Source organism: Microbacterium sp. AC145 (genome assembly GCF_979258505.1).
Window position 1 is genome coordinate 385,064 of the sequence record NZ_OZ409859.1, and the last position, 22,036, is coordinate 407,099.

A 22,036-nucleotide genomic window follows, 5' to 3' on the forward strand; every position below is an offset into this window, starting at 1 on the left:
GATGAGCGACCCGATCTCCCCGAACGATCCCGACCTGCTCGGCGGCCTCGCGCTCGCCGAGTACGCTCCCGGCGAGGCCGCGGTGCTGACGGATGACGAGCGCTGGCCCACCCTCGATGCTGGGGGAGCTGCTCGCCTGGCCCGGTGGCGACACCACCCCGATGCGCCGCAGTGGACGCACGCCACCGGTGACCGGCTCACGGCGGAGCAGGCTGATCGGGTGCGGCATCCGCTCTCCACCGACGGGTGGATCGCCGGGCACCTCGATGCCGCCCGCCGCACGCTGCGGTACCGCGGCATGCCGGTCGACGCTGTGCTCGCAGACTTCCCCACGGTCTCGCGTCGCGACCTCGTCGACGACCTGGCAGCCTTCGTGCCCCTGGACGCCGATCTCTCGCGCATGCTGCACGGCACCAGCTCGGGCTCGACCGGCGCCGCGCTGCTGATCCCCGACGACGTCGAGGAGGTGGCGCGCGGCTTCCACCTGCTCGTCTCGCTCGCAGCATCCGCGGGCGTGTCCGTCGAGGCCGCAGGGGAGCGGATGGCCGTGGCCAACCTCGTCTTCCAGCGCCAGGCCTTCACCTACGTCTCGGTCATCTCGAGCTTCGACCAGCGAGCGATGGCGCGGCTCAATCTGCATCCGTCGGCGTGGCCGGCCCCAGACGCTCGCCACCGGTTCCTCGCCGGAGCCGATCCGCGGATGCTCAGCGGACACCCCACCAGCCTTGCGGAACTGCTCGATGCCGGACTCGACGCGGTGCTGCATCCGCAGGTGATCTTCTCGGGAGCGATGGCGCTGTCGGGTCCGCTGCGGGCGCGCCTCGAGAGGACCTTCGCCTGTCCGGTGTTCGACGTGTACGGCCTGCATGAGACGCGGCCGATCGCGGTGCGCGCTGATGACGGGCCGTTCCGGGTGCTCGATCGCCGGGTGCAGATCGAAGTGCTCGATCCGCACAGTGACGTCGCCGTCGCCGACGGTGAGATGGGCGAGATCGTCGTGACCGCGGGGGAGAATCCGCTGCTTCCGCTCGTGCGCTATCGCACCGGCGACCACGGGCGCCTCGTGGCTCTCGAGGGTGGCGGCGTCGGCATCGCAGACCTCGAGGGGCGTGAGAACACACGCTTCCGCGCGACGAACGGCATGCTCGTGCCCTGCGTCGAACTCACGCAGCAGTTGCAGTCGCACGGTGCCGAGGGATGGTCGGTCGAACAGGGCACCGATGGGCGGGTGCGCGCCGTCATCGCCGGCGGAGACGCCGTCGGAGCGCACACCGCGCTCACAGCCCTGCTCGGCGAACCTGTGGAGCTGCGGCGCGTCGACCGGGTGATCGAGCTGGGCGAGGGCAAGCCGCGGCGATACCGCAGTGCGGTGCCCGACTGACAGGTGCACTCGAGCGTCGTACACTCGCGAGATGAGCGGATTGATCCCCTACCTGCTTTTCCCCGGCAACGCCGCGGAGGCGCTCGACCACTACCGGGCCGTCTTCGGCGGTGAGCTGGAGACCCTCGACTACGCCACCGCCGGCCGTCATGACGGCCCCGGTGATGCGATCGCTCACGGGCAGCTCTCGGGAGCGGTCGAGCTCGCGGGAGCAGACGCCGGGGCCGATGACGACGCCGTGCAGATGAGCGGCATGTTCCTGTCGCTGCTCGGCACAGCGGATGCCACCACCCTGACGAGCTGGTTCGACCAGCTGTCGACGGGCGGTCGCGTGATCGACGCCCTGCAGAAGCGCCCCTGGGGCGACTACGACGGAACGGTGATCGACCGCTACGGCATCCGCTGGCTCATCGGCTTTCACGACGAGGACTGAGCCGCATCGTTTCGGTCGGTGAGCGAGGCCGCGAAGCGCCGGAGACGAACGCCGGTCAGCTGAAAAGTCGCTGCAGTCGCTGCACGCCCTCGAGAAGCTGGTCGTCTCCCAGCGCGTACGACATGCGGATGTAGCCCGAGGGGCCGAAGGCCTCGCCCGGAACCACGGCGACCTCGGCCTGCTCGAGGATCAGGTCGGCGAGCTCGAGCGACGTGGTGGGCGTGACGCCCCCCCACGTGCGGCCGAGCAGACCCTGCACGTCGGGGTACACGTAGAAGGCGCCGAGCGGGTTGGGCACCACGAGACCGTCGATCTTCGACAGCTCCGACACGATCAGGCGGCGGCGACGGTCGAAGGCCTCACGGAACTGCTCGGCCTCGGTCTGCGGGCCGTTGAGGGCCGCGATCGCCGCCTTCTGGGCGACGTTGTTGACGTTGCTCGACAGGTGCGACTGCAGGTTGCCGGCGATCTTGATGGCATCCGCGGGCCCGACCATCCAGCCCACGCGCCATCCGGTCATCGCGTAGGTCTTCGCGACGCCGTTGACGAGGATCGTCTGCCCGGCGAGGTCGGGCACGGCCTCGACGATCGAGATGGCCTTGACGCCCTCGTAGGTGAGGTTCTGGTAGATCTCGTCCGAGATGACCCAGATGCCGTGCTCGAGTGCCCATTCGCCGATGGCCCTGGTCTCTTCGGCGGTGTAGACGGAGCCTGTCGGGTTCGAGGGCGAGACGAAGACGAGCACGGTCGTGCGCTCGGTGCGAGCGGCCTCGAGCTGCTCGACGGTGACCTTGTAGTCCTGGTCGGCCCCGGCGAAGACCTCGACGGGGGTGCCGTCGGCGAGACGGATCGCCTCGGGGTACGTGGTCCAGTACGGTGCGGGAAGCAGCACCTCGTCGCCCGGGTTCACCACGGCCTGGAACGCCTGGTACACCGACTGCTTGCCGCCGTTGGTCACGATGATCTGGCTCGGCGAGACCTCGAGACCCGAGTCGCGCAACGTCTTCGCGGCGATCGCCTCGCGCAGTGCCGGGAGGCCCGGAGCCGGGGTGTATCGGTAGCTCGCCGGGTCTGCCAGAGCCTCGGCGGCAGCATCGACGATGAACTGCGGCGTCGCGAAGTCGGGCTCGCCCGCGGCATACGAGATGACGGGCTTGCCTTCGGCCTTGAGGGCCTTCGCCTTGGCATCGACCTTGAGGGTCGCCGACTCGGCGATGGCGGACAGCTTGCGGGAGAGAGGAGCGCGTTCGGTCACGACTACGAGCGTACTCGGCCCGGCGGGCGGCGCGAGGGGCCGACCGTCATCAAGAATCGTCGTTCTTTCCGCCGGAGGCTCCGGATGCCGATACATCGGCGGTCGTCGCCTGCGACTGCCGCCGCCGACTCCGCTGCACGAGGAAGAAGGCGACGATCGCCATCACCAGGAAGGGGATGCCGAACGGCAGCGTCGCACGGAATTCCTCGGTCAGCGCCGTCGAGAGCGCGATGGCGACCATCAGCAGCGCACCCACGACGGCGCCGACTCGTGAACCCCGCACCGTGTACTTCGGCTTCTCGCCCCGCGCCGCCAGCCGGCGCCGGAAGGCGACGTGCGTGACGAAGATCATGAACCAGGTGAAGAGCGCGCCGAACATCGAGATCGCGAACATCATCGTGAAGGCCTGATCGGGGTTCAGCACGTAGATCACGGTGGCCACGGCGATGCCGCCGGTCGACAGCAGGAGGGCGTTGAGCGGGGTGCCGTTGCGGCCGACCTTGCCGAACATCTTCGGCGCCTCACCGGCGCGCGACAGCGAGAACATCATGCGGGTGGAGATGTAGAGCTGGCTGTTCATGGCCGACAGGGCGGCGATGATGACGACGAAGTTCAGCACCGAGTCGGCGAACGGGATGCCGACGACCTGCATGACCGTGACGAAGGGGCTCGACCCCGACAGGATCTCGGACACCGGCGCGATCGACACGATCAGCGACAGGGTGAGGATGTAGAAGATCAGCAGGCGGAACGCCGTGACCTTGAACGCCTTCTTGACGGCCTTCTCGGGTTCGGCGGCTTCGCCCGCGGCGACCGCGATCATCTCGATGCTCAGATAGCTGAAGATCGACACGATGACGGCGAACCACATGCCGCTCAGGCCGTTCGGCATGAAGCCGCCCTCGGCGCCCCAGTTGTGCATCCCGCGCTTCTGGTCGCCGGAGAAGAAGACCAGCCACGCGGCCACGACGATGAAGGCGATGATCGCGAACACCTTGATCGCCGAGAACCAGTACTCCAGGGTCCCGAAGCTCTTCACGTTCATCGCGTTCACGAGGATCAGCGCGCCGCCGAACAGGATGACCCAGATCCACGGCGGGACGCCGGGGAACCACAGCTGCATGTATTCGCCGACGGCGGTGACTTCGGTGCCGACGGCGAGCACGATGCATCCCCAGTACATGTAGCGCACGAGGAACCCGGCGAGGGGGCCGATGTAGTGCTCGGCGTATGCGCCGAAGGAGCCGGATGTCGGATGCTGCACCGTCATCTCGGCGAGGCCCGCCATGAGCATCAGGGCGATCAGGCCGCCGATCAGGTAGCTCAGCACGACGCTGGGTCCTGCGAACCCGATCGCGAACCGGCTTCCGAGGAACAGTCCGGTGCCGATCGCGCCGCCCAGCGCGATCATGCTGAGCTGCCGTGCCGTGAGTGCCTTCTGCAGTCCGATCTCTCGGGTCTGGATGTCGGAGAACTCGGCCATCATCGTCCTTCCACGTCGTCGTCGGGGATGTCGTCCGCGTCGCTGCACTGCGACGCGGACTGCGCCCTGTCCGGAAGTCGCTTCCGGCACGGAGGCAGAGTCTTGCAATAATTCGACGGCGATGGCACTGTTTCGAACAGGATTCAGAGACTGATCGATTTTCTGCACAGGATTCGAGTGGTCGCGACGAGGAGCTGCTGTGACGATGACCCTGAACGACAGCGATCGGCGCATTCTCCGTGCGCTCGCCGCAGACGGCCGACTGTCGAACAAGGAGCTGGCCGACCGGGTAGGACTCGCCCCGTCGACGTGTCACGGCCGCGTGCGTGCGCTCGAAGACGCCGGCGTCATCCGTGGCTATCGGGCCGTGGTCGACCCCGTGGCCGCCGGCGCCGCGATCAACGCCCTGATCTCGGTGGCGGTGATCGACCATGCCCGCAGTCAGGTGACCGAGCTCGTGCCGATGCTGCGACGCGCTCCCGGCGTGCAGCAGGTGTTCCTCCTCGGCGGCGACCGCGACATCGTGCTGCACGTCGCCACGGCTGACGTCGCGTCGCTGCGTGAGTTCATCCGGGTGCACATCGGATCGCATGCGGATCTCGGCCAGTCGCAGACGCAGCTCATCTTCGAGCATGCGGCCGGTGAGGCGCCCGCGTGAGCCGCATGTGCTCGCCGCTACGCTGAGTGGACGAGATGACGGACGGGGAAGTCGTGGATGCCGACGAGTTGACGCCCGAGGCGGGGGTGCGTCCTCAGCACCTGATCGTGACGATCTTCGGGCGCTACGGGCGAGCGCATGGCGGCGAGATCCGCATCGCCGATCTCATCGAGATGATGGCTGCTCTCGGGATCGATGCCGGTGTGGTGCGCTCTTCCGTGTCGCGGCTCAAACAGCGCGGCATCCTGGTCGCCGAAGGCGGGGGAGCGTATCGGCTGTCGTCGTCGCTCGATGATGTGTTCGCCGCCGGTGACCGTCGGATCTTCGCTCCGCGCCGCGCAGCGGTCGGCGACCCCTGGCTGCTCGCCTCGTTCAGCGTGCCCGAGAGCGAGAGGCCCGTGCGACACCAGCTGCGCACGCTCCTGCAGCGACTCGGCTTCGGCCAGGTGAGCGGTGGGCTCTGGATCGCGCCCGGCCAGATCGTCGACGAGACCGAGACGGCCCTCCGAGGCGCGGGGCTCGCTCGGTACGTCGAGCTGTTCCTCGGCTCGAGGGTGTCGTCGGATCCCCTCGGCGACGCTGTGCGCGAGTGGTGGGACCTGTCGGCGATGGAGCCGCTGTATCGGGGATTCGTGGATGCCTTCCGCGGGATCGAGGGCGAGCGTGACGAGAGGGCGGCGTTCGCCGCGCACGTGCGCGCCATCACCCAGTGGCGACGACTGGTGTATCTCGACCCCGGCATCCCGCTCGAACTCCTGCCGTCGGGGTGGATCGGCGTCGAGGCGGGTCGTCTCTTCGCAGGCCTGCACGAGGGGCTCGAGCCCCACGCGGAGCGCTTCGTGGCCGCCGTCATGAGGTGATGCTTCATATCGCTGTTGCACTTGTGTGACGGTCGTCAGCTATGTGACACTTCTTCGACACGCAAGCGAAGGAGCTTTCATGACCGAGCACGAACTGCCCGCAACCGAAGAGCTGCGCTGGGACAGAGTCCCGCAGGTGACCCGAGCCGGCGAAGAAGACACCCAGACGACCTCGTCCGGTGGGTGCATCCGCGTCTCCGGGGTGGGTCCCCAGCACACCGAGGCCACCAGGATCTGGTTCGGCCAGGTCTCGAACGATCCCGGTTACCGCTCGCTGCCCCACCACCACGGTGAGGCCGAGACCGGTGGCTACGTGCTCAGCGGCTCCGCCCGGATCTACTTCGGCGACGACTATCGCGAGTACCTCGACATGTCCGCCGGAGACTGGGTGTTCGTGCCCCCGTTCATGCCCCACGTCGAGGCCAACATGTCGGTGACCGACGAACTCATCTGGCTCACCACGCGCACTCCGGACAACATCGTCGTCAACCTCGACGACGTCGACGACACGACGCTCGCAGGATTCCGTCGCGCATGAGCACCTCCGCCGCCTTCCTCCGCGCGATCGCCCTCACCGAGGTGCACACCGCTCTCGGCGGCAGGGCGTTCGAGGCGCAGCCCCAGCCGGTGCCCTGGCCCAAGGGCTACGGCGGTGACACCGTCGCGCAGAGCGTGGCGGCGGCATCGCGCACCGTCGGCGACGATCGGGCACTGCATTCGGTGCACAGTTCGTTCCTGCGCGGGATCGACGTCGCCGAGCCCGTGCACTACGAGGTCGAGATCATCCGCGACGGCCGGGCCTTCTCGACGCGGCATGTGCGCGGTCATCAGCACGGCAGGCTCGCATTCATGGCGACGGCGTCGTTCCATGTGCCCGAGCCGTTCCCCGAGCACGGCCCGACGATGCCCGAGATGCCGTCACCCGACGGTCTGCGCTCTTCTGCCGAGGCGCTCGCCGGGCACGAGGGCGCCGACATCGACTACTGGTCGCACGGGCGCAGCTTCGACATGCGCCATGTGCCGGGGCCCGTCTACCTCGAGGTCGAGGGCGAGCGCTCGGCGCATCAGGCCGTCTGGGTGCGCTCGTTCGATCGCCTCGACGACGACCCGCGCACGCACGAGGTGGCGATCGCCTACGTCTGCGATTACACGATCCTCGAGCCGGTGCTCCGCGTGCTCGGTCTGCCCTGGCGTGACGAGGGACTCGTCACCGCGAGCCTCGATCACGCCATGTGGTTGCACGCTCCGGCACGCGCCGACGAGTGGCTGCTCTACGCGCAGGAGAGCGCCGGCATCTCCGACGGGCGAGGCCTCGGGCTCGGCCGTTTCTATACGCAGGACGGTCGCCTCGTCGCCACCGTCGCCCAGGAGGGGATGATCCGACCGGGTCGTCCGCTCTGACTCCACCTCCTTCCGCTTCCGAAGGGAATGCAATGATGCTCTCCCCCTCCGCGCATGTCGACACGTTCACGCGCGATTCGCTTCCGCCGGCCGATCTGTGGCCGACGCTCGAGTTCACCATCCCCGACGTGCAATACCCCGAGCGGCTGAACGCGGCCGTCGAGCTCCTCGATCGCACGATCGAACGCTTCGGCGCCGAACGACCGGCGATACTGCTGGCCGACGGCATGTCGTGGTCGTACGCCGAGCTGCAGCGCCGCGTCGATCAGTTCGCCAAGGTGCTCACCGAAGACCAGGGGCTCGTGCCCGGCAACCGCGTGCTGCTGCGAATGCTCAACGGTCCGTGGACGGTCGTCTGCTGGCTGGGCGCCCTCAAGGCGGGCATGGTGGTCGTGACCACGATGGTCGCCTGGCGCACACAGGAGCTGTCCCCGATCGCCGCGCGGGTGCGGCCGGCGCTGGCGGTCGTCGACCATCGCGGTCTCACCGACGCGGATGCCGCCTTCGCACGGCTCGACGATCCGCCGGTGGTCATCGTGGCGGGAGGCGAGCCCGATCTGCTCATCGAGGCCTGCGACACCAAGAGCGGCCGCTTCACCGCGGTCGACACGGCCGCAGACGACGTCGCGCTCCTCGGCGCGACGAGCGGCACCACGGGGGTTCCCAAGATCACGATGCACTTCCATCGCGACATCCTCGCGAACGCCGACACGTTCGGGCATCACGTGCTGCACCTGTCCTCCCACGACGTGAGCGCGAGCACCGCTCCGCTCGCCTTCACCTTCGGCCTCGGCGGCAACGTGGTGTTCCCGTTGCGCAGCGGGGGAGCGATGGTGCTGGTCGAGCGGGCCACACCGATCGAGCTCGCGAAGCTCATCGAGCCGCTCGGCATCACGGTGCTCTACACGGCGCCGACCGGCTATCGGAGCATCATCAAAGAGGGGCTCGCCGGCTCGCTCCGGAGGCTCCGGGTGGGCATCGCCGCAGGAGAGCACCTCACCGTCTCGACGTTCGACGCAGTCGAAGCGGAGAGTGGGATCCGGCTCGTCAACGGCATCGGCTCGACCGAGATGCTGCACGTGTTCGTGTCGGCCTCGGGCGACGACATCCGCCCCGGTGCGACGGGTCGCGCGGTGCCCGGCTACCGCGCGGTGATCCTCGACGACGACGGCGCCGAGCTTCCCGCAGGCGAACCGGGCCGCCTCGGGGTGATCGGACCGACCGGATGCCGCTACCTCGATGACGAGCGTCAACGCGTGTACGTCCAGGGCGGCTGGAACGTCACCGGCGACACCTTCGTGCAGGATGCCGACGGCTACTTCACGTTCCAGGCGCGCAACGACTCGATGATCGTCACAGCCGGCTACAACGTGGGAGCCCCCGAGGTCGAGGAGGCCGTGCTCGATCACCCCGACGTCCTCGAGTGCGCGGTCGTGGGGTGTCCCGATGACGAGCGCGGCATGATCGTCGCCGCCTTCGTGGTGGTGCGCGACGGAGTCACCGCCTCGCCCGAACTCACCCCGAGCATCCTCGAACACGTGAAATCCCGCCTCGCCGTCTACAAATGCCCGAGACGCGTCGAGTACGTCGATGCGCTGCCCCGCAATCCCAGCGGCAAGGTGCAGCACTTCCTCCTGCGCGAACGGGCGGCCGACCGGGCCGCCGTCGTCGACTCGCAGAACCAGAACCAGAACCAAGGAGCCTGACATGCGCGTAGCCGTCATCGGCGGAGGCCCCGGAGGCCTCTACTTCGCCGCTCTCATGAAGCAGCTCGACCCCGGCCACGAGATCACGGTGTGGGAGCGGAACGCCCCCGACGACACCTTCGGATTCGGCGTGGTGTTCAGCGACGAGACGCTCGGCGGCATCGAGAACGCGGATCCCGTGATCGCCGAGCGCATGGGCGAGCAGTTCGCGCGCTGGACCGACATCGACATCGTGTTCGGCGGCACGACCCACACGATCGGGGGCCAGGGCTTCGCCGCGATGGGGCGCAAGGAGCTGCTGCAGCTGCTGCAGCAGAGGTGTCTGGAACTCGGTGTGACGATCCTCTTCCGCACACCTGCTCCGGATGCCGAGACGCTCATGGCCGAGTACGACCTCGTGCTCGCTGCCGACGGGGTCAACTCCCAGGTGCGGGGTCAGTTCGCCGACAGGTTCGGTCCGAACCTCGACCGACGGGTGTCGAAGTACATGTGGTTGGGCACCGACCGGGTGTTCGAGGCGTTCACGTTCGCGGTCGTGCACACCCCTCACGGCATCATGCAGCTGCACGGCTACCCCTACTCCGATCAGGGCAGCACCTTCCTGATCGAGATGCACGAAGACGTCTGGCGTTCTGCAGGACTCGACGCCACCGAGAGCGAGATCTTCCCGCCCGGGGTGAGCGATCAGTACTCGGTCGACAGGCTTCGCGGGTTCTTCTCCGAGGTGCTCGACGGTCACGACGTGCTCACCAACAACTCGAAGTGGCTGAACTTCACGACCGTGAAGAACGAGCACTGGCATCACGAGAACCTCGTGATCCTGGGCGATGCGGCGCACACCGCCCACTTCTCGATCGGGTCCGGCACGAAGCTCGCCATGGAGGATGCTCTCGCGCTCGCCGCCTGCCTGCACGAGCATCCGGCCCTCGACGCGGCGCTCGACGCGTACGAGTCCGAGCGGCGTCCGGTGGTCGCCTCGACGCAGCGCGCGGCGCAGGCATCGCTCGAATGGTTCGAGCGCATCGGGCAGTACGCCGACCAGGACCCGCTGCAGTTCTCGTTCAATCTGCTCACGCGAAGCCGCCGCATCACTCTCGACAACCTCGCGGTGCGAGACCCCGACTTCGCGGTCGAGATCGTGCGCGGCGCGCCGATCCCGTCGCGTGAGCCCGACGAACCCGCGATGTTCCGACCGCACCGCATCGGGCGGCTCGAGCTCAAGAATCGCATCGTCGTCTCGCCGATGGACATGTACTCCTCCCGGGAGGGCGTGCCGGGGGACTTCCACCTCGTGCATCTCGGATCCAAGGCCATGGGGGGTGCAGGACTCGTCATGACCGAGATGGTGTGTGTGTCCGGCGAGGGGCGCATCACGCCCGGCTGCGGAGGCCTCTACTCCGACGAGCAGCGAGACGCCTGGTCACGGATAGTGGCCTACGTGCACCGGCGCTCGACCGCCCGCATCGGGGTGCAGATCGGTCACTCGGGTCGCAAGGGATCGACACGGCGCATGTGGGAGGGCATCGATCAGCCTCTCGACACGGGCAACTGGGACACGCTGGCACCCTCGGCGCTCGCCTACGGGCCCGAGAATCGCGCGCCGCGCGAGATCGATCGCACGACGATGACGCTCGTTCGCGAGCAGTTCGTCGCCGCCACCGAGCGTGCGGCGGCCGCGGGCTTCGACCTCGCCGAGCTCCACGCGGCGCACGGGTATCTGATCTCGTCGTTCCTGTCGCCGGTCTCGAATCAGCGGACCGACGAGTACGGCGGGTCTCTCGAGAACCGGCTGCGGTATCCGCTCGAGGTGTTCGACGCGATGCGTGAGGCGTGGCCCTCAGAACGCCCCCTCACCGTGCGCCTCTCTGCGGACGACTGGATCGAGGGCGGCAACACCGTCGACGACGCCGTGGAGATCGCCAGGGCGTTCATCGAGCACGGCGCCGATGGCATCGACGTGTCGTCGGGGCAGATCGCGAAGCATGAGCGCCCGGAGTTCGGCCGCAGCTACCAGACTCCGTTCGCCGATGCCATCCGCAACCGGGTCGCCGCCGCGGCGGGGGTCAGCGTGATCGCGGTCGGAGCGATCTCGAGTCACGACGACGTCAACTCGATCCTGCTGGCGGGGCGCGCCGACCTCGTCGCCCTCGGGCGCACGCACCTGTGGGATCCGCAGTGGACGCTGCACGCCGCGGCCGATCAGGGCTATCGGGGCGCCGGCGCCGACTGGGTGCCGCAGCTGCGCGCCGGATCGCGCAAGCCCCCGTCGTCGCGCACGGATGCCGTGCGTCCACGTCTCGCACTCGTGCGCGACCCGCTCGATGAGGCCGTCGTGACTCACCGGCGTTGGCGCCCCGCACAGGCCGCGGATGCTCTCGCGCGCTGATCGCCCCACCGTTCCCGTCCATCCCACCCGCACGTTCTCATCCCACGCACCTGAAGGAGACCGCTCATGACGCGGCAGATCATCAACCCCGACTCGCTCGTGAAGCCGATCGGCTTCGCCCATGGCGTCCGTGCCGGCGATTTCGTGTACCTCGGCGGCCAGACGGCCATGGATGCCGAAGGTCGGATCGTGGCCGGAGGCATCGTCGAGCAGTTCGTGCAGGCGTTCTCCAACGTGCTCACGACCCTCGCCGCAGCTGGTGGTGAGCCGAGCGATCTGGTCGACGTCACGATCTACCTCACCGACGTCGGGGACTATCAGCGCAACGGTCGGGAGATCGGCCGCCGCTGGCGCGAACTAGCGGGCACCGAGTACCCGGCGATGGCGGGCATCGGCGTCACGCAGCTGTGGCAGCCCGACGCGATGATCGAGATCCAGGGCGTCGCGCACATCGCAGCCGCGCGGGAGAGCTGATGCGGCTCGCCACGGTTCGCCGTGACGGAACAACCCGCGCCGCGGTCGGCGACGAGTCGGGCTGGGTGCTGCTCGACGAGGCGGATGCTCAACAGCTGATCGCCGCCCCGGACTGGCGGGATCGCACGGCCGCCGCACTGCGGCATCCGGCCCGCGTCGACCTCGAACCGCATGAGTTCGCGAATCCTGTGCCGCACCCGGCGAAGGTCTTCTGCTGCGGCCTCAACTACCGCGACCACATCGTCGAGACGGGGCGCCCGGTGCCGGAGTTCCCCACGCTGTTCGCGAAGTTCGCAGACACGCTCACCGGGCCGGTCGACGACATCGTCGTCCGCGACACGGATCGCCTCGACTGGGAGGCCGAGCTCGCCGTCGTCGTCGGAGCCGAGGTGCATCGCGCCGACCGTGAGCAGGCGCGTGCCGCGATCCTCGGGTACACCGTGTCGAACGACATCTCGATGCGGGACTGGCAGCAGCGCACACTGCAGTGGCTGCAGGGCAAGGCCTTCGACGCCACGACGCCGGTCGGCCCGTGGATCGTCACCGCCGACGAGATAGACCCCCGCGACGGCCTGCGCATCCGCTGTGCGGTGAACGACGAGGAGATGCAGAGCGGCGACACACGGGAGCTCGTCTTCGACGCCGCCGACCTCGTCGCCTACGTCTCGCAGATCACCGTGCTGCGGCCGGGCGACATCGTGCTCACCGGTACTCCGGGCGGCGTCGCTCTCGGCATGCCCACACCTCGATGGCTGCGTGACGGTGACGTCGTCACCACCGAGATCGAGAGCATCGGCGCACTGCGCAACGTCATCCGCTTCGATCCGGTGTCGTGACGGCGCCGGCACGCGCAGAAGAAGGGCCGGGGATCGCTCCCCGGCCCTTCTTCTCGCTCGACGATCAGGCGTCGAAGCCGTGAGCCGCGGCCACCGCATCGAGCGTGATGCGGCCGGCCTGCACGTTCAGCCCCTTCGCCAGAGAGGGATCGTCGGCAGCGGCGGTCTCCCAGCCCTTGCCCGCGATCGCCGACACGTACGGAAGCGTGGCGTTCGTGAGCGCACGGGTCGCGGTCTCGGGAACAGCCCCCGGCATGTTCGCGACGCAGTAGTAGATCGAGTCGTGCACCGCGAAGGTCGGGGCGTCGTGCGTGGTCGGCCGCGAGCCCTCGAAGCATCCGCCCTGGTCGATCGCGATGTCGACGAGCACGGAACCGGGCTTCATGGCGGCGACCATGTCGTCGGTCACGAGCTTGGGGGCGGCGGCGCCGGGGATCAGCACCGAGCCGATCACGAGGTCTGCCGTCAGCAGCTCGTGTGCGATGTCGTACCGGCTCGAGGCTCGGGTCTCGAGGGCGCCGCCATAGCGGTGCTCGAGCTCGCGCAACCGCGGCAGCGAGATGTCGACGACCGTGACCTTGGCGCCGAGCCCGAGTGCGTTGGCCGCGGCGTGCTCTCCGGCGACGCCGCCGCCGATCACGACCACCTCTGCGCGCGGGGTGCCGGCGATGCCGCCGAGCAGCATCCCGCGGCCGCCGGCCGAGCGCATCAGCGAGTAGGAGCCCATCGTGACCGACAGGCGACCGGCGATCTCGCTCATGGGGATGAGCAGCGGCAGGCTGCGGTCGGGCAGCTGCACGGTCTCGTAGGCGACGGCCGTGGTGCCCGCGTCGACGAGTGCCGTCGTGAGTGCACGGTCGGCAGCGAGGTGCAGATAGGTGAAGAGAGTGAGGTCGGATCGCAGGAACCCGTACTCCTCCGCGATCGGCTCCTTCACCTTGATCAGAAGGTCGGCCACGGCCCAAGTCTCCTCGGCCGTGGAGACGATCTCGGCACCGGCGGCGCGGTACGCGTCATCGGAGATGCCCGAGCCGACGCCCGCACCCGACTGCACGAGCACACGGTGCCCTTCGTGCACCAGGCGGTCGGCACCCGCGGGGGTCAGCGCGGTGCGGTTCTCGTTGTTCTTGACCTCGGTCGGCACGCCGATCTTCATCGATCCTCCAGGTGACATCGTGCGGGTACAGCGCAAACCAGTGCGGTGCGGTGCGATTCAGAATCGCAGAAACGTCGATCTATCACCAGAATCACTGAAGAAGATTCGGCGATGGGCGACATCCTGCATAATCGTTCGCATGGAGACATCTTCCGAGGCCTCGCCGTCGAACACCCTTCGGGCGCCGGCGCTGGATGCCGTCGATGCGAGGATCGTACAGCTGCTCAGCGCCGACGGGCGGATGACGAACGCCGAACTCGCCGGCCACCTCGGCGTCGCGCCCTCGACCGCGCACGCGAGACTCCGCGCGCTCGTCGAGCGCGGAGTGATCAGCGGATTCCACGCCAGCGTCGACGAGCGGATGCTGGGCGCGGGCCTCCAGGCGATCATCGGAGTGAGTCTGCGACCGAGCGCTCGCCGCGAGAGCATCGTCGAGTTCGCCGACAGGGTGCGCGCGCTTCCCCAGGTGATCCAGGTCTTCTTCCTCGGGGGTGATGACGACTTCCTGCTGCACATCGCCGTGGCCGATTCGTCGGAGATGCGCGAGTTCGTGCTCGAGCATCTCTCAGCGCAGAGCAGTGTCGCCTCGACCCGCACGAGCATCGTCTTCGACTACCACCGCAACTCCGTGGCGGCGTCCTTCCGCTGACGGCCCGTCCTCGCCCCCATGCAAGATATTGCACGGGGATCGCTGCGTTGCCTATCGTGAGGCCGGGGATCAGCCGTGGCGTCGGGGAGCGGCGCGCAGAGTTTCTGGGGGACGCGATGGCGCGCATGATCGACGACGGCCAGCTGAGTGCGTGGGCGCGGCGACTGGCAGGCGGGGCCGAGTCGGGTGGCGGGGGTGATTCCGTCGCCGATGTTCCCGAGTGGCTCGCCTCGAACGTGATCCGGCTCGACGGCCACCTGGGAATGATGCAGCTGTCGAACTTCGGCAGCATGCACGCCGACGACCCTGCGGCATTCGAGGCCGCGCTGTTGCGCCGGTCGATCGGGGCGACGATGCTCTACAGCACGCTCGAGACGCCGCACACCGTGAGCTACGACCGCGGAGCACCGGGCGGCGAGGACATCGTGATCATCGGGATGTCGAACCAGGGCGGGCAGCGTCTGCGCACCGCCACGGGTCTTCAGCACATGGGCGTCGGGCGCATGGGGTTCATGTCGAGCCTCGGGTCCTCGGCCGTCGAGCATCTGGGGGTGAGCGAGGCGACCGGTGTCGTCGTGCCCGTCTCGGCGCTGCCAGGACACCGGCAGGTACTGGCCAGAGGGTCGGACATGTTCCCCGACACCCCGCTGACCAGGGCGGCCGGCGTGGCCTTCTCCCGCATGCTCTACGAGTGGATGCGCGACCCCGACCAGGGCGTCGGGGCCCTCGCCGGCACGGAATCGGCGCTGGTCGCGCTGGTGCGCGGGGTCTTCCGGCAGTTCCCCGGCGATGGCGAGACCGATCGGGCGAGCGACCTCCGCGCCGAGGCGATCAGAGTGATCGACGCGCGCCATCGGGACGCGGAGTTCGGCATCGAGATGCTGGCGACCGAGCTGCACATGAGTCGACGACAGCTGTTCCGTCTGTTCGCGGGCACCGACGAGACTCTGGCGGAGAGGTTGCTGCGTCGTCGACTCGACACCGCGCGCGAGGAGCTCGTGTCGATCCCGGTGAAGGATCTGACGACCGTCGCTTCGCGATCGGGTTTCCTCGACGCCGCCGCACTGCGCGCACAGTTCTCACGTCACGTCGGCCTGAGCCCGAGCGCCTTCCGCCTCGCTGCTGCGTCGCAGCCTCGACTCGCCGAGGCGATGCTGCTCTCGGACGAGCAGCAGAGCCTCTGATGCTCAGGGCGACGCTGGCGAGAGATCGCGTCGGTGGTGCGTGCAGGGTGACACGCGAGCGCGGATCCGGTGCCAAACGTGCTTGGGAGTGCCCGGGTGCGCGTGTGCGGTGACATGAAGCATCCGGGCCGTTCCGCGTGGGTCGCAGGGTGCATAACCTGAACCTGCCCGTGCCCCCAGGCGGGCCCTGACGGGGGAGGAGAGAGGCGCCGCGGCCCCTCTCATAATCTCCCGTCACGGCTTCCGGACGTGGCGGTTACGCCCGTCCGGAAGTTCGGGGGGCAGGCGCGAGGAGCGTCGGGCACAGCGGATCGCAGGCGCGGAGAGCGCGGCGGACGTGCGGGTGTCTCGGTCGGGGGGACGACCGGGACACCCGCGAATCCGCGTGTGCTGAGGTCGTCAGGCGCCGAACGATGCGGGCAGTGCGCAGTAGTCGGCGAAGCGACGGGTCGGGTTGTCGGGGTCGGTGACGTCGACGATCGCGGAGGCGATCGAGTGAGGGGGCTCGTCGCCTGCGAGCTGCCACACGATGTGATTCCAGATGCCCCTGGTCGATTCGCTCAGAAGCGCGGCCGGCCCGGACACGAGCAGCACAGCGCCAGAGTCCTCGCGCTGCCGGAACGGCGCGACGATCTCGTCGCGCAGCTGCCGCTCCGCACCGTCGGAACTGTGCGCGCGTTCCACCTGCTGGCCGGCCGCGTGAAGCGCCGTCGCGAGGTCGTCGGCCGCGCGCCGGGAGCGTTCGGCATCCGCCCCCGCGACGACGAGAAGTCGTCGTCCGCGCGGGTACAGGTGCAGGAACTCAGAGGTGATGTCGGTCCAGACGTCGCTCATGCTCCCAGGCTACGCCCGGTCGGACGGGCGGGGCTCTGCCGGTCAGAGAGACATCATGAGCCCGACGAGCAGGCTGGAGACGAAGAGCAGCATCGGCATCATCAGCATCACGAGGCAGGCCCCGACCGCCAGGAGGGCGGCCACGCTGAGGCGTACCGGCAGCCGGGCGCCGGGGCGCGGCAGCCCGCTCGACAGCATGAGCGCGACGGCGGCCACCACGATGGCGAGGGGCGCTGCGGCGGATGCGACATCGCGGACACCTTCTGGCACGATCGCCCCGTCGACATCGAACACGAACAGGCCCAGAGGGACGGCGCTGAGCAGGGTGAGGGCGAGCGACGCGGCGCTCAACCAGAGGGAGCTCGTGCGGCGTACGCGTACGGCTCGGTCGGAGAGGGGTTCTGTTGTCGGCATCCGGCGAGCGTAGAACCCGGAGGCGACACGCGATGCGGTTATCCACAGGGCCTCATGACGGAGGCCCCTCGGACGCCGGATCGCGGCATCCGAGGGGCTTCTGTGCAGTGCGAGTCAGTCCTCGTCGACGAGGAACCGGCTGTAGGCGCCGAGCGTCAGGAACGCCGGGAACTCCTCCTGCAGGGCGACGTCACGGAAGACGGATGCCGCGTCGTCGAAACGGTCGTCGGCCGACCGTGTCGCCTGGGCGAGCACATCGCGGATCAGGCTTTCGATGTACTCGGCGGTGATCGGCGTGCCGTCTTCGGTGGTGCGGTCCTGGTGGATCCACTGCCACACCTGTGAGCGGCTGATCTCGGCGGTCGCGGCATCCTCCATCAGGTTGTCGATCGCGACCGCGCCGAGGCCCCGCAGCCATGCTTCGAGGTAGCGGATCGCCACCGAGACGTTGTCGCGCACGCCCCGAGCAGTGATCGGGCGTCCGATATGCACATCGAGCAGCTGAGCCGCGGTCACCGTGACCTCGGGGCGCTGACGATCGAGCTGGTTCGGCCGGTCGCCCAGCACCGCGTCGAACTCGGCCTGCGCGGTGGGGATCAGGTCGGGGTGAGCCACCCAGGTGCCGTCGAACCCGTCGCCGGCTTCGCGCTTCTTGTCGGCCGAGACCTTCTCGAACGCCCGTGCGGTGACCTCGGGGTCGCGACGGTTCGGTATGAACGCGCTCATGCCGCCGATCGCGTAGGCGCCCCGCTTGTGGCAGGTCTGCACGAGCAGCTCGGTGTAGGCCCGCATGAACGGCACCGTCATCGTGACCTCACTGCGATCGGGGAGCACGAACCGTGCGCCGCGGCCGCGGTAGTTCTTGATGATCGAGAAGATGTAGTCCCAGCGTCCGGCGTTGAGGCCGGCGCAGTGATCGCGCAGCTCGTAGAGGATCTCGTCCATCTCGAACGCCGCGGGCAGCGTCTCGATGAGCACGGTGGCGCGGATCGTGCCGTGCGGGATGCCGATGTACTCCTCACTGAACGAGAACACGTCGTCCCACAGCTTCGCCTCTTCGCTCGACTCCAGCTTCGCGATGTAGAAGTACGGGCCGCGGCCGTTCGCGATGAGCTCGGTCGCATTGTGGAAGAAGTAGAGGCCGAAGTCCACGAGCGAGCCGGATGCCGCGGTGCGGCGCCCCGCCCGGTCGGTGAACTGCACGTGCTTCTCCGGCAGGTGCCACCCGCGGGGACGCATCACGATCGTGGGCGTGCGCTCGGCGGTGACGCGGTACTCCTTGCCGGGGCCCTGCTCGGTCGCCTGGCCCGTGAAGGAGAGCTCGCCGCGGATCGCGTCGCGGAGCGACAGCTGTCCCTCGATGACGTTCTTCCATGTGGGGCTCGTCGCATCCTCCTGGTCGGCGAGCCAGACGCGAGCTCCCGAGTTGAGCGCGTTGATCGTCATCTTCGGGTCGGTCGGACCCGTGATCTCGACGCGGCGGTCCTCGAGGCCGGGGCCTGCACCGGCCACGCGCCACTCGGCATCCTGGCGGATGTGCGCGGTGTCGTCGCGGAACCGGGGGTCGTGGCCGTTGCCGATCTCGAACCGGCGGCGCATGCGGTCTGCCAGCCGGTCGTGGCGACGAGAGGCGAACCGGTGGTGCAGCTCGGTGAGGAACGCGATCGCCTCGGGGGTGAGGATCTCGTCGTAGCGCTCGCGCTGGGGACCGGTGACGGTGATCGCCGGGCCCTGCTGCGTCGTCTGGATCGGAGCGGTGGTCGGGGGTGCAGTGGGAATGGTCATGATCTGAGTCCTTTACGTGGGTGCGTGCGTTTCGTCTCGGTCGGCTTCGCCGTCCTCGCTCAACGACCGGGGTCTCGGTCGTTGAGCGAGGAGCGGATGGTCTCGGTCGGTGAGCGAGGAGCGGATGGTCTCGGTCGGTGAGCGAGGTGCGGATGGTCTCGGTCGTTGAGCGAGGAGCGGAGCACTGAGACGAAACGCGGTGCGGCTTAGTGGAACTGCGCGGCTTCGGTGGAGCCTGCGAGGGCGAGGGTCGCGCTGTCGGGGTTGAGCGCGGTGGAGATGACGTCGAAGTAGCCGGTGCCCGCCTCGCGCTGGTGCTTGGTGGCGGTGTAGCCGTTCGCCTCGGCGGCGAACTCGGCCTCCTGCAGCTCGACGTACGCGCTCATGGCGCGCTCGGCGTAACCGCGGGCGAGGTCGAACATCGAGTGGTTCAGGGCGTGGAAGCCGGCGAGCGTGATGAACTGGAACTTGTAGCCCAGGTCAGCCAGCTCCTGCTGGAACGTCGCGATCTCGGCGTCCGACAGGTGGCGCTTCCAGTTGAAGCTCGGGGAGCAGTTGTAGGCGAGCAGCTTGCCCGGGAACTGCGCGTGGACGGCTGCGGCAAACGCCCGGGCCAGCTCGATGTCGGGCTCACCCGTCTCGACCCACAGCAGATCGGCGTATGGCGCGAACGCGAGTCCGCGGCTGATGACCGACTCGATGCCGGGGCGGATGCGGTAGAAGCCCTCGGTCGTGCGCTCGCCGGTGGTGAACTGCTGATCGCGCTCGTCGACGTCGCTGGTGAGCAGGTCGGCGGCGAGAGCATCCGTCCGGGCGATGATGACCGTCGGGACACCTGCCACGTCGGCCGCGAGGCGTGCCGCGTTCAGCGTGCGGATGTGCTGCTGCGTGGGCACGAGCACCTTGCCGCCGAGGTGACCGCACTTCTTCTCGCTCGCGAGCTGGTCTTCCCAGTGGATCGCGGCGGCGCCCGCCTGGATCAGCGACTGCGCGAGCTCGTAGGCGTTGAGCGGCCCGCCGAACCCGGCCTCGGCATCGGCGACGATCGGGGCGAGCCAGTCCTGGGTGACGTCGCCCTCGGCGTGCTCGAGCTGGTCCTGTCGGATCAACGCGTTGTTGATGCGACGCACGACCGCCGGCACCGAGTTGGCCGGGTACAGCGACTGGTCGGGGTAGGTCTGCCCGGCGAGGTTGCCGTCGGCCGCGACCTGCCAGCCCGAGAGGTAGATCGCCTTGAGTCCCGCACGCACCTGCTGCACGGCCTGGCCACCGGTGTAGGCGCCGAGCGCCCGCACGTAGTCCTCGGTGTGCAGAAGGTTCCAGAGGTTCTCGGCTCCGCGGTGGGCGAGGGTCGAGTCCTCGCGCACCGACCCCCGGATGCGGATGACGTCTTCGGCCGAGTAGGTGCGCTCGACGCCGTCCCAACGGGGATCGGTCTCCCAGATCTCCCGGAGCTCGGCGGCCGTCTGAACCTGGTCGCCAGCGCGCAGACCTGCGGGTCGAGGTGCCTGGTTCTGAGCGGTGTTCGTCATGGTGTCTCCTCCGTTGGATGCCCGGACCGTGAAGCCGGGTGGCGTGTTTCCACTGTGGGTGAAGAAGTCGGCCTCGACCGACCGTTCGACGGGTGAAGATCATAGAAAATTCTGTTTCTGTGACAGAATCGGCCCCATGAGCCCTTCGACAAGCTCAGGGACCCAGATCTCTGAGGCGCAAGACGCCGACGCCCTCACGATCGGGCGACGCATCCGTCAGCTGCGCACGGCGCGCGGGATGACCCTCGACGACCTCGCGGCGGCCGTCGATCGGGCCCCGAGTCAGATGTCGATGATCGAGACGGGCAAGCGCGAGCCCAAGCTCACCCAGCTGCAGGCGATCGCGCGGGCACTCGGGGTCACCATCGACGCGCTGCTCGAGGGCGAGCCGCTCGACGAGCGCAGCGCGATCGAGATCGCCCTCGAACGCGCCATGAAGGGGCAGACGTTCCAGGCGCTCGGGATCGAGCCGTTCCGGATCGCCAAGAGCATGCCGACGGAGGCCCTGAAGGCGCTGCTCGCTCTGCACGGCGAGATCGATCGGCTCAAGGACGAGCGCGCTGCCACGCCGGAGGAGGCCCGCCGCGCCAATGTCGAGCTGCGTCACCTGATGCGTCGGCAGGACAACCATTTCGCCGACCTCGAACAGAAGGCGGCCGAGATCCTCGCTGCAGTCGGGCACCCCGGCGGCCCGCTGACCCAGCGGACGGCATCCGAGATCGCCGCCTACCTCGGCTTCACCCTCCACTACGCACCCGATCTGCCGCAGACCACGCGCAGTGTGGCCGATCTCGCCCATGGGCGGCTGTACCTGTCGAGCAGCGTCCCGGCCAAGGGTGATGCGCGCACCGCTGTGCTGCAGGCGCTGTCGAGTCGCATCCTCGGGCACTCCGAGCCGCGCAGCTATGCCGAGTTCCTGCGCCAGCGCGTGGAGACCAACTACCTCACCGGGGCGCTGCTGGTCCCCGAGGCCCACGTGGTGCCCGCGTTGAAGGATGCGAAATCACGCAGGGCCATCTCGATCGAGGATCTGCGCGATGCGTACTCGGTCTCGTACGAGACCGCCGCGCACCGCTTCACGAACCTCGCGACCCGTCATCTCGACATCCCCGTGCACTTCCTCAAGGTGCACGAGTCGGGCACGATCACGAAGGCGTACGAGAACGACGACGTGAACTTCCCGACCGATCGGCTGGGGGCGATCGAAGGCCAGATGTGCTGCCGACGCTGGACCAGCCGCGTCGTGTTCGACGAGGACGACCGCTTCAATCCGTACTACCAGTACACCGACACAGGGAACGGGACGTACTGGTGCACGGCCCGCGTCGAAGCGTCGAGCGAAGGGCTGCATTCGGTCAGCGTCGGCGTGCGCTTCGACGACACGAAGTGGTTCGTCGGTCGTGACACCGCGCATCGCGGAGTCTCGAAGCACTCGGTCGAGGTGTGCTGTCGCAGGGCTCCGGCAGAGCTCGAGGGGCGGTGGCGCGAGAACTCCTGGCCGAACGTCAGGACTCCGCGTACCCTGCTTGCGACCTTGCCGACGGGGGCCTTCCCCGGGGTCGACACCACAGACGTCTACGAGTTCCTCGAGGCGCACGCGCCGCGCTGA

Annotated in this window: 20 protein-coding genes; 13 read left to right on the plus strand and 7 right to left on the minus strand. The window is 68.5% G+C overall.

From position 1 onward, the window contains the following. The first annotated feature begins 1 nt into the window (after window position 1). Both ACZZZN_RS01830 and ACZZZN_RS01835 read left to right on the plus strand, forming a co-directional pair. Window positions 2-1,381 carry an AMP-binding protein gene (locus ACZZZN_RS01830; RefSeq protein ID WP_463503539.1) on the plus strand — a complete coding sequence of 460 codons (1,380 nt, stop codon included), beginning with the start codon at window positions 2-4 and terminating at the stop codon, window positions 1,379-1,381. Between the two features lie 31 nt (window positions 1,382-1,412). Further along, on the plus strand, window positions 1,413-1,814 hold the full coding sequence (locus ACZZZN_RS01835; RefSeq protein ID WP_463503540.1) for a VOC family protein: 402 nt from the start codon (window positions 1,413-1,415) through the stop codon (window positions 1,812-1,814). A 55-nt stretch (window positions 1,815-1,869) separates the two neighbouring features. On the opposite strand, the gene ACZZZN_RS01840 is transcribed toward ACZZZN_RS01835, so the two are convergent. Together ACZZZN_RS01840 and ACZZZN_RS01845 are read right to left on the minus strand one after the other, a co-directional pair. Beyond that, on the minus strand, window positions 1,870-3,069 hold the full coding sequence (locus tag ACZZZN_RS01840) for a pyridoxal phosphate-dependent aminotransferase (protein WP_463503541.1): 1,200 nt from the start codon (window positions 3,067-3,069) through the stop codon (window positions 1,870-1,872). A 49-nt stretch (window positions 3,070-3,118) separates the two neighbouring features. Further along, on the minus strand, window positions 3,119-4,552 hold the full coding sequence (locus ACZZZN_RS01845; protein WP_463503542.1) for an amino acid permease: 1,434 nt from the start codon (window positions 4,550-4,552) through the stop codon (window positions 3,119-3,121). 205 nt (window positions 4,553-4,757) lie between these two features. On the opposite strand from ACZZZN_RS01845, the gene ACZZZN_RS01850 reads away from it, so the two are divergent. From ACZZZN_RS01850 to ACZZZN_RS01885, 8 genes are all read left to right on the plus strand, one after another. Beyond that, window positions 4,758-5,210 (plus strand): Lrp/AsnC family transcriptional regulator, encoded by a 453-nt coding sequence (locus ACZZZN_RS01850; RefSeq protein WP_463506528.1) that lies wholly within the window; start codon window positions 4,758-4,760, stop codon window positions 5,208-5,210. Between the two features lie 35 nt (window positions 5,211-5,245). Continuing rightward, entirely contained in the window at window positions 5,246-6,070 is an 825-nt protein-coding gene (locus ACZZZN_RS01855) for a PaaX family transcriptional regulator (RefSeq protein ID WP_463503543.1), read from the plus strand. Between the two features lie 79 nt (window positions 6,071-6,149). After that, entirely contained in the window at window positions 6,150-6,608 is a 459-nt protein-coding gene (locus ACZZZN_RS01860) for a cupin domain-containing protein (RefSeq protein ID WP_463503544.1), read from the plus strand. Further along, window positions 6,605-7,471, plus strand: a complete 867-nt coding sequence (locus ACZZZN_RS01865; RefSeq protein WP_463503545.1) for an acyl-CoA thioesterase — start codon at window positions 6,605-6,607, stop codon at window positions 7,469-7,471. The genes ACZZZN_RS01860 and ACZZZN_RS01865 overlap by 4 nt, the downstream gene beginning before the upstream one ends. 32 nt (window positions 7,472-7,503) lie before the next feature. After that, on the plus strand, window positions 7,504-9,177 hold the full coding sequence (locus ACZZZN_RS01870; protein ID WP_463503546.1) for an AMP-binding protein: 1,674 nt from the start codon (window positions 7,504-7,506) through the stop codon (window positions 9,175-9,177). Between the two features lies 1 nt (window position 9,178). Then, window positions 9,179-11,563 carry a bifunctional salicylyl-CoA 5-hydroxylase/oxidoreductase gene (locus ACZZZN_RS01875; RefSeq protein WP_463503547.1) on the plus strand — a complete coding sequence of 795 codons (2,385 nt, stop codon included), beginning with the start codon at window positions 9,179-9,181 and terminating at the stop codon, window positions 11,561-11,563. A 66-nt stretch (window positions 11,564-11,629) separates the two neighbouring features. Continuing rightward, the gene (locus ACZZZN_RS01880; RefSeq protein WP_463503548.1) at window positions 11,630-12,037 is read left to right on the plus strand and encodes a RidA family protein; all 408 of its coding nucleotides are present in this window, start codon (window positions 11,630-11,632) and stop codon (window positions 12,035-12,037) included. Beyond that, a complete protein-coding gene (locus tag ACZZZN_RS01885) occupies window positions 12,037-12,873 on the plus strand; it encodes a fumarylacetoacetate hydrolase family protein (RefSeq protein ID WP_463503549.1) in 837 nt (278 codons plus the stop codon). The genes ACZZZN_RS01880 and ACZZZN_RS01885 overlap by 1 nt, the downstream gene beginning before the upstream one ends. A gap of 64 nt (window positions 12,874-12,937) precedes the next feature. Here the strand turns inward: ACZZZN_RS01885 and ald are convergent, their stop codons facing one another. Further along, entirely contained in the window at window positions 12,938-14,029 is a 1,092-nt protein-coding gene (gene ald, locus ACZZZN_RS01890) for an alanine dehydrogenase (RefSeq protein ID WP_463503550.1), read from the minus strand. Between the two features lie 139 nt (window positions 14,030-14,168). Between ald and ACZZZN_RS01895 the strand changes: the two genes are divergently transcribed. Together ACZZZN_RS01895 and ACZZZN_RS01900 are read left to right on the plus strand one after the other, a co-directional pair. Continuing rightward, the gene (locus ACZZZN_RS01895) at window positions 14,169-14,678 is read left to right on the plus strand and encodes an Lrp/AsnC family transcriptional regulator (RefSeq protein ID WP_463503551.1); all 510 of its coding nucleotides are present in this window, start codon (window positions 14,169-14,171) and stop codon (window positions 14,676-14,678) included. A 116-nt stretch (window positions 14,679-14,794) separates the two neighbouring features. Further along, the gene (locus tag ACZZZN_RS01900) at window positions 14,795-15,862 is read left to right on the plus strand and encodes a helix-turn-helix domain-containing protein (protein ID WP_463503552.1); all 1,068 of its coding nucleotides are present in this window, start codon (window positions 14,795-14,797) and stop codon (window positions 15,860-15,862) included. Window positions 15,863-16,261: 399 nt separating this feature from the next. On the opposite strand, the gene ACZZZN_RS01905 is transcribed toward ACZZZN_RS01900, so the two are convergent. The 4 genes from ACZZZN_RS01905 to aceA all read right to left on the minus strand — a co-directional run bounded on the left by ACZZZN_RS01905 (window position 16,262) and on the right by aceA (window position 20,427). Beyond that, complete coding sequence (locus tag ACZZZN_RS01905; protein ID WP_463503553.1) at window positions 16,262-16,696, minus strand: hypothetical protein; 435 nt, start codon at window positions 16,694-16,696, stop codon at window positions 16,262-16,264. A gap of 42 nt (window positions 16,697-16,738) precedes the next feature. Next, window positions 16,739-17,110, minus strand: coding sequence for a hypothetical protein (locus tag ACZZZN_RS01910; protein ID WP_463503554.1), 372 nt, complete (start codon window positions 17,108-17,110; stop codon window positions 16,739-16,741). A gap of 114 nt (window positions 17,111-17,224) precedes the next feature. Further along, window positions 17,225-18,895 carry a malate synthase A gene (gene aceB / locus ACZZZN_RS01915; RefSeq protein ID WP_463503555.1) on the minus strand — a complete coding sequence of 557 codons (1,671 nt, stop codon included), beginning with the start codon at window positions 18,893-18,895 and terminating at the stop codon, window positions 17,225-17,227. A 206-nt stretch (window positions 18,896-19,101) separates the two neighbouring features. After that, on the minus strand, window positions 19,102-20,427 hold the full coding sequence (aceA, locus tag ACZZZN_RS01920; protein WP_463503556.1) for an isocitrate lyase: 1,326 nt from the start codon (window positions 20,425-20,427) through the stop codon (window positions 19,102-19,104). A 136-nt stretch (window positions 20,428-20,563) separates the two neighbouring features. Between aceA and ACZZZN_RS01925 the strand changes: the two genes are divergently transcribed. Beyond that, the gene (locus tag ACZZZN_RS01925) at window positions 20,564-22,036 is read left to right on the plus strand and encodes a helix-turn-helix domain-containing protein (RefSeq protein ID WP_463503557.1); all 1,473 of its coding nucleotides are present in this window, start codon (window positions 20,564-20,566) and stop codon (window positions 22,034-22,036) included.